At 62.8% G+C, this 10,557-nt stretch carries 16 protein-coding genes; all 16 read right to left on the bottom strand.

Features of this window, described 5'->3' with window-relative positions:
• Positions 1 to 8: 8 nt before the first annotated feature.
• A complete protein-coding gene (locus VZC39_RS16145) occupies positions 9 to 293 on the bottom strand; it encodes a phage tail assembly protein (protein ID WP_434663885.1) in 285 nt (94 codons plus the stop codon).
• A gap of 63 nt (positions 294 to 356) precedes the next feature.
• Positions 357 to 875 carry a phage major tail tube protein gene (locus VZC39_RS16140; protein WP_182787809.1) on the bottom strand — a complete coding sequence of 173 codons (519 nt, stop codon included), beginning with the start codon at positions 873 to 875 and terminating at the stop codon, positions 357 to 359.
• A 9-nt stretch (positions 876 to 884) separates the two neighbouring features.
• Positions 885 to 2,063, bottom strand: a complete 1,179-nt coding sequence (locus tag VZC39_RS16135; protein ID WP_434663882.1) for a phage tail sheath protein — start codon at positions 2,061 to 2,063, stop codon at positions 885 to 887.
• A gap of 206 nt (positions 2,064 to 2,269) precedes the next feature.
• Positions 2,270 to 2,818 carry a DUF4376 domain-containing protein gene (locus VZC39_RS16130; protein ID WP_434663880.1) on the bottom strand — a complete coding sequence of 183 codons (549 nt, stop codon included), beginning with the start codon at positions 2,816 to 2,818 and terminating at the stop codon, positions 2,270 to 2,272.
• An 11-nt stretch (positions 2,819 to 2,829) separates the two neighbouring features.
• Positions 2,830 to 4,053 carry a gp53-like domain-containing protein gene (locus VZC39_RS16125; protein ID WP_434663877.1) on the bottom strand — a complete coding sequence of 408 codons (1,224 nt, stop codon included), beginning with the start codon at positions 4,051 to 4,053 and terminating at the stop codon, positions 2,830 to 2,832.
• A gap of 1 nt (position 4,054) precedes the next feature.
• On the bottom strand, positions 4,055 to 5,470 hold the full coding sequence (locus tag VZC39_RS16120; RefSeq protein ID WP_434663874.1) for a phage tail protein I: 1,416 nt from the start codon (positions 5,468 to 5,470) through the stop codon (positions 4,055 to 4,057).
• Positions 5,470 to 5,871 (bottom strand): hypothetical protein, encoded by a 402-nt coding sequence (locus VZC39_RS16115; protein WP_171280088.1) that lies wholly within the window; start codon positions 5,869 to 5,871, stop codon positions 5,470 to 5,472. Before VZC39_RS16115 ends, VZC39_RS16120 begins: the two co-directional genes overlap by 1 nt.
• Positions 5,872 to 5,881: 10 nt before the next feature.
• The gene (locus VZC39_RS16110) at positions 5,882 to 6,754 is read right to left on the bottom strand and encodes a baseplate assembly protein (protein ID WP_338892498.1); all 873 of its coding nucleotides are present in this window, start codon (positions 6,752 to 6,754) and stop codon (positions 5,882 to 5,884) included.
• Between the two features lie 5 nt (positions 6,755 to 6,759).
• A complete protein-coding gene (locus VZC39_RS16105) occupies positions 6,760 to 7,119 on the bottom strand; it encodes a GPW/gp25 family protein (RefSeq protein ID WP_279451133.1) in 360 nt (119 codons plus the stop codon).
• Complete coding sequence (locus tag VZC39_RS16100) at positions 7,116 to 7,688, bottom strand: phage baseplate assembly protein V (RefSeq protein WP_434663871.1); 573 nt, start codon at positions 7,686 to 7,688, stop codon at positions 7,116 to 7,118. Before VZC39_RS16100 ends, VZC39_RS16105 begins: the two co-directional genes overlap by 4 nt.
• 78 nt (positions 7,689 to 7,766) lie before the next feature.
• On the bottom strand, positions 7,767 to 8,405 hold the full coding sequence (locus VZC39_RS16095) for a phage virion morphogenesis protein (RefSeq protein ID WP_319891596.1): 639 nt from the start codon (positions 8,403 to 8,405) through the stop codon (positions 7,767 to 7,769).
• Positions 8,381 to 8,857, bottom strand: a complete 477-nt coding sequence (locus tag VZC39_RS16090; RefSeq protein ID WP_236758572.1) for a phage tail protein — start codon at positions 8,855 to 8,857, stop codon at positions 8,381 to 8,383. Before VZC39_RS16090 ends, VZC39_RS16095 begins: the two co-directional genes overlap by 25 nt.
• Positions 8,832 to 9,074 carry an Rz1-like lysis system protein LysC gene (gene lysC, locus VZC39_RS16085; RefSeq protein WP_236752469.1) on the bottom strand — a complete coding sequence of 81 codons (243 nt, stop codon included), beginning with the start codon at positions 9,072 to 9,074 and terminating at the stop codon, positions 8,832 to 8,834. The genes VZC39_RS16090 and lysC overlap by 26 nt, the downstream gene beginning before the upstream one ends.
• Complete coding sequence (lysB, locus tag VZC39_RS16080) at positions 8,968 to 9,441, bottom strand: Rz-like lysis system protein LysB (RefSeq protein ID WP_319891597.1); 474 nt, start codon at positions 9,439 to 9,441, stop codon at positions 8,968 to 8,970. The genes lysC and lysB overlap by 107 nt, the downstream gene beginning before the upstream one ends.
• Positions 9,431 to 10,252 (bottom strand): N-acetylmuramidase family protein, encoded by an 822-nt coding sequence (locus tag VZC39_RS16075; RefSeq protein ID WP_319891598.1) that lies wholly within the window; start codon positions 10,250 to 10,252, stop codon positions 9,431 to 9,433. The genes lysB and VZC39_RS16075 overlap by 11 nt, the downstream gene beginning before the upstream one ends.
• Positions 10,249 to 10,557: a phage holin family protein gene (locus tag VZC39_RS16070; protein WP_161470084.1), complete on the bottom strand. Its 309-nt coding sequence runs from the start codon at positions 10,555 to 10,557 to the stop codon at positions 10,249 to 10,251. The genes VZC39_RS16075 and VZC39_RS16070 overlap by 4 nt, the downstream gene beginning before the upstream one ends.

Raw genomic sequence — 10,557 nt, 5'->3', positions numbered from 1 at the left:
CACCTCGTCTACGCAATGAGGTAGGCCATTCTCTTCGGTACCAAAAAAGCGCTTACCTCGCTGCCCAGTTGCATCAGGTCGGCCGGATCCATGTTGCCGATCTCGACCTCGGTCAACATGGGGGTTGTGATGCGGGGCAGCAGTTTGGTGAGGGCGTTGACGTCCATCTGCACCACATCGGTCATATTGAGGCCGCGCATTTCGCCCGCCTTGGGCTTGCGCAGTTGAACCTCGGTGATGGTGGTATCGCCGCGCTGGATGACTTGGTCGAGGGTAACGCTCTTGTTTTCCATGGTATTGGTTCCTAGATATGTGGTGAGGGCGGCTGTGGGCCGCCCGTTGGGTTGTTGGGTGGGTTAGAGGCCGATGGCCTTGCGGTGTTCGGCCATGCGGTCGACGCCATCGGGGCCGATTTCGATCATGTTGATGAGGTCAATCTCATGGATCACCTGACCGTTGACGGTCTCTTTGTAGTAGGTGTTGACCATGCTGACCTTGGCCTGGGTGTTGTCACCGGCCTTGAGGGTGCCGCGATCGAGCTCTTTGAAGCGGCCACGGCAGACGATTTCGACGGCCATCACTTCGCCGGTGTCATCACGCTGGGTTGATCCGGCAAAGCGCAGGCTGGTGCCATCGGCTTTTGGCTCACCCATGCAACTCAGCAGGGGTTCGCCGTAGCCACCGAAGGTGAACGAGACATCGAGGGCGCTGTCATCCAGCCCCATGTCGATGTTGACGGCACCGCCCATCCCGCCGCCGCGATAGGCTTCAAACTTGCGTGACAGTTTGGCCGGGGTGAAATCTTCCGCTTCACCGACCCAGTTATCGCCATTGAGGAAGACGTTCAGGCGTTTAAGTTTGCGAGGCAGTGCCATGGTGGCTCCTTATGCGGCGGCCGCGACGCGGGCGCCGAAGTCGATGAGGTAGGTATCGGTGATGCGCTGGATGAAGCCGAGGTCTTCGAGCGGTGGCACCGGGGTGTAGTTGTAATCGATGCGCAGCTTGCCGGCCTTGAGGGTGTCTTTGTCGTTGAGCTCCTCGTTGTACCAGCAGTCAAAACCGAGCAGGTAACCGCCTGCCACCAGTTCGCGGCCTTTGGCCTTGATGCCCTCGATGATGTCTTTCACCAGGGTGGGGGTGAGCGGCTTGTCGTTGGCCCACATGTGTGCCTCGGCCATGGTGTCGGCCAGGATCTGGGCGGTGCGGGTGTAGTTCTCGAAGGCGAACAGGGGATCATCGGAACAGGTGCGGTTGCCCCAGTAGCGGAAGCCGTCCGCCCGGATGAGGGCAGTGATTTCGTTGGCGTTGAGCAGGCCGACCTCGGTATCGGGGTCTTGCAGATCCCAGAACAGGGCCTTGGTCATGCCGTCGACCCCGGTCACGCCGACGTTCGACAGGGTCTTGTGCCAGCCAATTTCTTTGTCGATGAATGCCCGCATGGCGGCAGCCTTGAGGCAGGCATCCAGTTTGATACTGGCATTGGCGGTAGTGTCCCAGGCGGTCCAGTCGCCGTGGATCGGCATCAGTTCGCGGCTGGAGAAGTTCTCGCGGTAGGCGAGCGCCGCCTCGACGGTGTCGGCAATGGTTGGCACATAGGCGAAGGCGCGCAGCTTCTTGGCTGCGCCCGCCAGGGCGGTGGCGATGGGCAGGGTGCAGTTGTCCGGCACGCAGAGGATGCGGGGCTTGACGCCGGTGATCGGGGCGGCCCGCTCCAGCGCCTTGAGGCCGGTATAGCTGCCATCCGGCAGTATGGTGCCGATGATGTTGCTGGTCAGCTCGGCGGCGTCGGCGCCATCGGCCACGCGCACGGCGATGACGATGGTGTTGACGGTGTCATAGATGGTTTGCAGCGAGCGCTTGAGGTTGCCGGTGCTGCCCGCCTTGGCGATGGCCGCCGGCAGGTTGGCAATCAGCACGGGTTTGTTGAGGGGGAAGTAAGCGGCATCCGCATCGCTGCCGGTGCAGATGATGCCGATCACCGCCGTGGCGACGGTGCGGATGGTGCGCGTGCCCTCGTTGACTTCCACGACGCGCACGCCGTGGTGAAATTGGTCCAGTGCCATAGGTTCTCCTGTTGTCCGGACGGAGCATTCTGTGCGTAGGTAATGCCTGTGATGCGAGCAGAGTCAGGATGCAGGGGCAGGGGATGACAGGCGAGCGGAGGCCAGTGTGTGAGGGCCGTACACACTGGCGAAGCGGTGACAAGGTGACGGATGACGGCAGTAACGAAACACCCCGCACAGGGCGGGGTGTGGGCTGGTTCAGAGGGTTAATAGTTTGCTGATGGCCAGCCAGTATCGATGTCGTAGGTGTCCAGCTCATCTTGAGTCCGCAATGAGTTAATTATCTCGTTATGAGCATTCTCCCTGGAGAAGCAATCTCGGATGTGTTTGGCAACTGCCTGCGCTAATTTTTCCATTTCTATCAATGTAATTTGCGTAAACGTACCATTTACATCCTTCCATTTTGTATCATTGATATGGCCAAGTTTTAACGATATATAAGCACTGTTCAGTCTAGCTTGTGAATCAATGTCAGTGGCGACTGGCATCCCATCAACCACTATCCCACCGGTTTCTACATGCCATCGTTTTGCCGCTACTTCGGCCCGCAGTACATCCTTTGTTCGCACTTGGCTAGGTGGTTCTATGGCTATCGGGTAGCCTTCATCGTTGCTTATAATCACCATGCCAAGCCCCTGTGCTTGTAATAGTTCTGTATGATACTTCGCTGTTATTTCAACCACAGAGTCTGGGATCTCTCCACAGTTAATTGCAGTGTTGTAAAATCCACCTGTTAACTTTGAATATAACAACATTTTTCGTCTCCTTAATATCCGATTGCTACCCAGCGATATTCTTGTGCTGTATTAGACTTACCATTTACATATGCAGTGAATTGGCTGTTATTCGTTGGGATAAAACCGTGTTCTGCAAATTGGGTTGGACTGCTTGTAAACGGCTCAAGCATCACAGCCCGTTGTGAAGTAGGGAATGTCATGGGAAGTGTCACCACTTGAGCAATCACCTGTGGTGCCGTAGTGAAATTCACAATAAACCCACCCCATTGAATAATTACTCCCCCCATCCAGGTCGGAAAAGCGATGTAGCCATTAGCAGCTAGAGATACTGCAAACCCGGCGCGCAGCTTCTTGGGGGTGACTACCACATCATCGGCCGCGCCAGCGTTAGTTTGCGCCTGCGTTGCCACCTTCAGCATGCCGAGCACGGACTCCCCGGCTTGCTTGACCCAGTTCATCAGCTTCAATGCCGTCACAAACTTGCTGTCATCGATCCCCGCGTCTACCTCGGCCTGGGTGGCGATTTGCGCTTTGCCTAGAGCCGCTTCTGTTGCGGAGGGGATCACCACGACCCCGGTCTGGCCATCTACCGACTGCACTGCGTCAGTGGGGGTGAGCAGCTCTTGCCAGTTGGCCAGGGTCGAGGCGCCCGCCACCCGCAGGATGAAGCTCTTGTTCAGGTCGGTGCGCACCGCGACATCGCCGATTTCTGCGGTCAGGGCCAGCATGGCGGCCTGGGTACCGACGACAAAGGTGTCGGTGATGGCGGTGGCCGGGATCTGAGCGACGGGCACCTTGCCGCCACTGTCCAGGGTCGCCACCCCGTTGGCGGCGCCCTTCTGGCTGCTGGGCACGGCATCGGTGATGCCATAGCCCGACAGGGTGGTGGGGTTGCTGCCGGCGGTGACGTTGCCCTTGGCATCGACGGTGACGGAGCGATAGGTCCCCGCCACCACCCCGGAGTTTTTATAGGTGGCGGTGATGGAGATGTTGCCGCTGCCATCGAACGAGGCCTGGCCGGTCACATCCCCGGCCACGGCGATGGTACGCGCCGTGGTGAGCTTGTTGGCCTTGCCCGCAGCGGTGGTGCCACCTTCCAGGTCATCCATGTGCTTTTTCAGGTAGGCGGTGCGGTTCGCCAGCGCCTGAGCCTGTTTGTTGGAGATACCCCCCGGGCCGCCGAGCACCGGGTCGCTGGTTTCGAGCTGATAGACGCCAGCGTCCCAGCTCACCACCTCTTGTAAATTCGCCATATCAGGAGGCTCCGTGGTTGTAGTTGCCGTTGTAGGTTGCGGCGCCGTTGTAGGTGATGGGCGCCTGGGTGTAATCGAGGGCCGCCAGATGGCAGCGGGTCGGGGCCATCTCTGCCAGCAGGCGCCGGATGCGGTTCGCCTGCACGGTGGTGACCGGGCGGGCGAGGATGACGCGATAGACGGCCCACTGGGACGGATCCCCGTGGGGTTCGTTGCCGTTGTAAGCGAGGGTGCCGTCATAGCGGCGGCCCGTGGCGCGTTCGATGATGGTGCTGTCGCCAAACCCCAGCACGGCCAGCGCCTCCTTGATGGCCCAGGGGGTGCCTTTGCGCTGATGCAGGCGGAACGAGGCGCTGATGAGGGCTCGCTGCTGGTCTTCTGACTCGGCCAGCTCCCACCAATCCACCGACCTGGCCCAGGCGAGCCAGGGCAACAGCGGGGCCGGGCAGGTGTCAGCAAAGCGGGTGGTGGTGATCACCTCCGGCGTCACTGTGCTGGCCAGGGTGGCAGCAGCGAGGTGCTCCAGCCGGGTGGCAGAGGGCGGCAGCAGATCCCGGGTGGTCGGCAATGGCAGGGGCAGGCGATGCACCTTGGCCGCGCCGAAGGTGCAGCCATCAAAGCCCCGTGTGGTCAGGCGGGTGGTGCTGGCAACCGGCGAGAGTGCCGAAGTCAGCAGCGGGGCCGGGACCAGTTCGGCGGTGATGGCGGGCAGACCAGGGAGGGGGACCGCCGGGGCCAGCGGATAGAGGATCCGTGCGTACTTGGCGACGGGGCTCCCCACTGCGCCAGTGAAGGGGGTCGCGGCCTGCGCCAGCCGGGTATTGAGCCGGTGGGCGCCGCTCTGGCCGTCAGACAGGGCGCCGACTATCTGGCGCACTCGTGCCCGGTGGCTGCCCAGGGCGCCAAGATCGAAGCAGGCAGGAGCGAGACGCTGCCCAATGGTCGGCGCCTCGATGGCATCAGGCTGCATGCCGCCTGCCCCGAGTCTGGCCCTGACCGTGGTCACCCCCAGTGCGCCCGCACTGAGTCCCGCCAAGTTGATCTGGGTGGACATCTCGGGGGCTCCCATGGCGAGCAGGTCGCCCAGGGTCGCCACGCTGGCCCTGGCGGTGGTATCCGGGGTGCCATAGGCACCCGCCTCGATGGCGCCGGGTGCGGTGCGGTGGGTCAGCTTGCCCGTGCCTGCTGCGAACTGACTGACCCCGGTTGGTCTGGCGCGCTGTAATGCCGCCATGCCACCGATTTGCCCTGCTGCTATCCCGCCCGTTGACAGGCCGATACTGACCCCGGCAATGGAGATCGGCGCGGGGTCATCGTCACCCGGCAGGGTGCCCCGGTAGATCGCCGCCCCGTCGAATGACAGGGTGCCGTCGTGATAGGTCAGTGACCCGCGCCAGACGGGATAGAGGGTTGCCATCAGAGTTTGAAGATCTTATTGGCGCCGGGGTCCCAGGCGATGATGATGTCGCCGCCATTGGTGCTGACCGGCAGGCCCGCCGCCGTGTCGAACAGGGCGATCAGCGGGCTGGTCGCGGCGCTGCCGGTGTCTTTGTAGATGGCGCAATACTTCACCGCCGCCGTGGGTACGGCGCTGAAAGTGACGTCGGCGGCGTCCAGCACCCCGCCGGTGACCGTCTTGCTGGTCAGGGTCTGAGGGGTGCCGACCACGTGGGACGAGAGCGTGCTGAAAAACTCGTCGCTGCCCAGGGTAGGGGCGTAGGTGTCTTTGATCAGCGCGCACTTGAGGGTGTCGGCACTGGCGTTGATGGCGCCGGTGAGAAACTTTTCGCGGCCTTTGTCATAGAGGGCGTTTGCCATGGTCTGGTCCTTAATCGAGGTGGAGGGTGGTGAGTTTGGCGGCCTGCTGCGCCGTGCAGGTGACATCTGCCAGCGGTGCGCGCAGGGTGACGCTGTCGATCCCCGGCTGGTGCAGGGCGGCATAGATGGCCGAGAGCGGGACAGTGGCCCCGACCCGGTAATAAGCGGCAGCGGTCTGGTTCATGGCAGCGGTGGCCGCTGCAATGGCCTGCTCCTTGCCAAGGCCGGTGGCGTTGAGGGTGGCATCGACGGCATAGGGCTTGATCTGGGCGGGCTCGACGGCCACCAGATCGCACAGTGGGCGCACATCATCGGCCGAGAGCGCCTGGCTGACCCGATTGAGGGTGTCGGCACTGGGTTGGCCGGCAGGGGAGAGCAAGGTCACCCGCACGGTACCCGGCGAGGGGCTGTCGACGGCCACATCCGCCACCTCGGCACTGGCCGACAGGGCGTGAAACTTGTAGGCATTGACCGGCCCGGCGGTGGTCAGCCCCTCAAAGGCCATCTGGCCGCGCAGGCGCAGGCGGTCATCTGATTCATAGACCGGATCGACAGGCGGATTGGCCGCCGGATCCCCCGGGGTGACCAGCAGGCGGGCGATGTTGTATTCACCAACCACGTGGTCGAGGGTGGTGCCGCTGGCAAAGGCGAGCAGCGTTTGCTTGGCGGCATCGTTGATGCGGGCCCGCAGCACCACCTCCCGATAGGCGTTCTCTTGCAGCAGCTTGTTGAGCGGCTCGGATTCGAGCTCCAGGGTGGCGGCGATGGCGGCTTGCTGGTCTGCCGGGTAGTAGCTCACCAGGGTGGCCTTGCGCTCGGCCAGGATGGTCTCGAAATCGAGGGGCTCCACCACCGAGGGCGGCGGGAGCTGGGTCAAATCCACGTTGCTCAATTGGCGGCTCCTGTGGGGATGGCGATAGACGCAGACTCCAGCGCGCCGCCGTCCTTGCGCTGCCAGGTGAGCTCGACGGTGAGGGCACCATCCATGCCGCCGCCCAGCACATCGACCCGGGTGATGGTGATGCGGGGTTCCCAGTTGATGAGGGCCTGCACGGTGGCGGCCATCAGGCGCAGGCGAGTGGCCTGATGCTGTGGCTGGTCGATGAGGTAAAACAGCTCGCTGCCGTAGTCGCGGCGCATGACCCGGGATCCCACCGGGGTGATGAGGATGTCGCGCACCGACTGGATGATGTGGTCGGTGGCGCTGATGGCGCGGCCAGAGGCTGCATTCATGCCGAGCCAGTTCATTGCGGGCCCCCGGAGGTACCGCTGCCGGTACTGACGTTGCCGTGCTTGTGGGTGGTCACCTCGATGCCGCCAATCTTGGCGCTGGGGGCGGTGATCTTGCCGCCCGCCTCGATGCTCGAACCGACCTTGAGTGCCTGGGTGCATTCCACCAGGGGGGTGATGAGCTTGACGGTGACGGAGGCCGAGAGGGTGGCGCGCTTGATGCCGCTCGCATTGAGCACCCCGGTGGCCGGGTTGTATTCGATGACGGCGCCATCAGCGTATTCGGTGCGGTCGAGGTCCGGGTTGTCATCGTCCGCCAAGGGCTCTGGGAAGGCAGCGCAATTGATGGGGCCGACGATGTAGGCATTGCGCGGGTCGCCGCTGACCGAGAGCATCAGCACCTGTTCGCCAATGGAGAGGCGATGGCGGGTGCGGTTCTTCCCGGCCCGCGCTGCTGCGTAGGGCCGCCAGTTGGTGATGAGGTCGCCGGTTTTGACGCGACATTCCCCTGATCGCACGGCGGTCACGGTGCCGATGCGGATCAGGTTGTCGATCAGGCGTTGGAGTTCGGTCGGGGTCGGTTGCATGGGGCCATTGTTTTGGGCAATGGCCGGGAAGGCGAGGGGAGGCCAGTGTGTACGGCGCTGGCACACTGGCGGCGATGGTTACAGTCCTTTGGTGAGCTGGGCGAGCAGCAGGTCTTCGACCTTATCGATGTCTTTGTCATCCATGCCCAGTAACCGCCGTTCCGGGTACCGAATGTCTTGCCCCTTGCTGCCTTTGTCTTTCAGACCGTAGTGGTGGATATGGGCGATTTTCTCGGCCGTGCTGGCGAATGTGACCTCGGCCCTGTCGCTATAGCCCTTGGCCTTGAGCCATGTCGACTTGATGAGGCGGGAGAACATCTTGCGCTTGAGCCGACTTTTGTTGACGGTGTCGCCCTTGCTGGCATCGACCTTGATGAAGCGCTTGATGCGTGATCGTTTGAAGGTCCGGATGCCGCCCCGCATGATATCGAAGCCGATGATGTAGCTGCGAGTGCCGCGCCAGCTTTTCAGATGGCGCACTTCTTTGTCACTGGTGGTGTAGATGAACTTTATCTCGCGGTTGCCGCGCTGCGGCTTGCGCGGGTCCATCTTGCCCCCTTCCGGGGTGACGTTGTCTTTGATGCGCTTGGCGTTGCTGTCGCGCATCTCTTTGGCCATCTGGTCAGCAAATTTGGCCAGCTCCCGCTGCGACAGGTTGGCCCGGATCAACTCTACCCTGGCGGCGAAGTCGTTCAGACGGTCGATGTCGGCTGCCACGGCTGATACTCCCCGTTGATGAACAGTTCCCAGGTGATGCCGTCGTAGGGGTCTTCTGGCGGTTCGGGCAGGTGTTCGAAGTGCAGGCCCTGGTCATCCTTCCAGACCTTGACCCGCTCGGTCAGCGGCAATTTGATTTCGATGTCGCAGGTTTCGTTGTTCTGGATCTCGACTTCGAACCGCATGGCGTTTTCGCGCTTGTCGCTGTTCATCATCAGTTCTGGCTGGTACTGCCTGATCCATGCCAGCAGCGGCACCATGACGGTGTTCACGTTCTGGGCAAAGTCGGCCACGATGATGGTCAGTTCGTACTGGTATTCAAACGACAGGCTGGCGGCGCCAGTGGCAACCAGCTTGCCCTTGTCGACGAATATCATCATGTGATCCGGGTTCTGGCGCAGCAGCGGGATGCACTGCTGCAACACCTCACGGATCTGTTTTGGCTTTTCCATTTTCCCTCCTGTACTGGTGGCGTTGCTGGCAGGCGATAAGGCTGTCGACCTGGGCGGCGCAGGTGGCCCATGCCGCCTCGGTCTGGGTCAGTTGGTCGAGCAGATCACCGTTATTGACCGGGCTGGCTGCCGGCAGTTGGCAGGGCGCCGGGGCTGGACAGGTGAGCCTGATAATCTGCGGCGCCGGTGAGGGCGGGGCGCTGGAGCAGCCTGACAACAGGATCAGGCAGAGGGCGATCAGCCCACTCCTTGAGTTCAGCATTTTCACGTTTGAGCCTCTTGATGGTGTCGGCCCGGGTGGCGGCCGTGATGGTCAGATCGCCAAGCTGGCGTTGCAGCGTGGCGGCGGCGTTTGCCTGGGCGTCCAGCTCGCCGGTGAGGGTATCAATGGCCCCGTCTTTGAGCTTTTCCCGCTGCTCGGCCTCTTTGGCCTTGTCGTTGGCCGCGTTGAGGTCGCTTTGCAGGGTGGAGACTTGGCCCTCAGCCTTGGCGGCGGAGCGGGCCGACCAGCCCCAGCCTGCCAAGGCGACGGTCAGGGCCAGCAGCAACCAGGTGAGGGGGGAGCGCAGCAGGCTACGCCACATCCGCCACCTCCTTCACCGGATAGACCTTGGCAAAATGGTCGTATGCCTTGGCCAGCTTGGTGTCGTAGTCATTGTCCTTGTAGGCCGGGCCGTTGTAGCGGCGGGCAAAGTCAGCCCACTTGCGACCCTGCAGGGCCTTGTGCATGGCGGGATCTTGCTGGATGAAGCGGCACAGGGCGGTGAGGTGTTCGACCTCGCTGCGCTGCATGGCGGCCTGCCAGTCGCTGGCCGAGGCAAAGCCCAGCGCCTGCCAGTGGAAGCCCATGATCTGGAACATCCCCCAACTGGCCGACTCGATGGCGGCATCCCGGTGCAGGCTGATGGCGAGTTGCAGCCGCTCCCACTCGGCCGCCCCGCCCGCATAGCCGCCGCGCTTGGGGTTGACCAGGTTGGGGTAATGGGCGGCCATCTGGTCGGCAGTGCCCTTGCCCAGGTGCTGGGTGATCTGCTTGTAGAACACATGCCGCTCGAACAGCACCACCGGACGCATGTCGGTGGTGAACCCCTCGCCGATGCTCTCGACCTGGGCGACGGTTGCCATGGTGGCCAGCGGCAGGCCCAGCAGGTCAGCGCCAGCCTGCATGTCGCCGATGCGCAACTGGTTGCCCCGCTCGCTGCCGAGCAGGGCGGCCATTGTGCGGGGTCCAGCCTGGCCGATGGCGGTGATCATGTAGTCCCGCTGAAAGGCGAGCAGGGCGCGCTCGGTGGCATCGCCAAACCAGCCATCCGGATCGAGCGGATAACCTGCTTTGGCCAGCCGACGCTGCAGGTCGGCGACGGCGGCGCCGGTATCCCCTTTTTTCAGGCTCATGGTTGAAACCTCCCGTTCAGATGGCTGGCGGTAGTCGGTTGCTGGCGCCGCCGTGGCAGTAGGCGCATGACGGATCCGCGGGAACCGATCAGGGCGGTGAGTACGACAGAAGCCAGCAGGACGGCGGCTGGGTCAGGAGCGGGCAGTGCCCCGATCAGGGCACGCAGGGGCACGGAACCGGCGGCGACGGTGATGGCCCAGGCCAGCACGGCAGGGAGGGGGCGATAGTCGCCCCCGTTGCGGTTGAAGGTGGCGATACGCAGCGCGATGGCTGCGCAGATCATGGCGTAGAGGATGGTTAGCAT

This window comes from Aeromonas sp. NJAU223 (assembly GCF_051125555.1).
In the GTDB taxonomy this organism is placed as follows: Bacteria; Pseudomonadota; Gammaproteobacteria; order Enterobacterales; family Aeromonadaceae; genus Aeromonas; species Aeromonas veronii_G.
Note: the sequence above shows the minus strand (reverse complement) of the source record. Positions and strands in the feature narration are given on the sequence as shown.

Bases quoted from the DNA above. Each gene is read 5' to 3' on its own strand.
- VZC39_RS16090 (WP_236758572.1), bottom strand. From the start codon at position 8,857: ATGGAAAAGCCAAAACAGATCCGTGAGGTGTTGCAGCAGTGCATCCCG.
- VZC39_RS16130 (WP_434663880.1), bottom strand. From the start codon at position 2,818: ATGTTGTTATATTCAAAGTTAACAGGTGGATTTTACAACACTGCAATT.
- lysB (WP_319891597.1), bottom strand. From the start codon at position 9,441: ATGTGGCGTAGCCTGCTGCGCTCCCCCCTCACCTGGTTGCTGCTGGCC.
- VZC39_RS16140 (WP_182787809.1), bottom strand. From the start codon at position 875: ATGGCACTGCCTCGCAAACTTAAACGCCTGAACGTCTTCCTCAATGGC.
- VZC39_RS16115 (WP_171280088.1), bottom strand. From the start codon at position 5,871: ATGGCAAACGCCCTCTATGACAAAGGCCGCGAAAAGTTTCTCACCGGC.
- VZC39_RS16135 (WP_434663882.1), bottom strand. From the start codon at position 2,063: ATGGCACTGGACCAATTTCACCACGGCGTGCGCGTCGTGGAAGTCAAC.
- VZC39_RS16120 (WP_434663874.1), bottom strand. From the start codon at position 5,470: ATGGCAACCCTCTATCCCGTCTGGCGCGGGTCACTGACCTATCACGAC.
- VZC39_RS16100 (WP_434663871.1), bottom strand. From the start codon at position 7,688: ATGCAACCGACCCCGACCGAACTCCAACGCCTGATCGACAACCTGATC.
- VZC39_RS16070 (WP_161470084.1), bottom strand. From the start codon at position 10,557: ATGCTAACCATCCTCTACGCCATGATCTGCGCAGCCATCGCGCTGCGT.
- VZC39_RS16125 (WP_434663877.1), bottom strand. From the start codon at position 4,053: ATGGCGAATTTACAAGAGGTGGTGAGCTGGGACGCTGGCGTCTATCAG.
- VZC39_RS16075 (WP_319891598.1), bottom strand. From the start codon at position 10,252: ATGAGCCTGAAAAAAGGGGATACCGGCGCCGCCGTCGCCGACCTGCAG.
- VZC39_RS16145 (WP_434663885.1), bottom strand. From the start codon at position 293: ATGGAAAACAAGAGCGTTACCCTCGACCAAGTCATCCAGCGCGGCGAT.
- VZC39_RS16105 (WP_279451133.1), bottom strand. From the start codon at position 7,119: ATGAACTGGCTCGGCATGAATGCAGCCTCTGGCCGCGCCATCAGCGCC.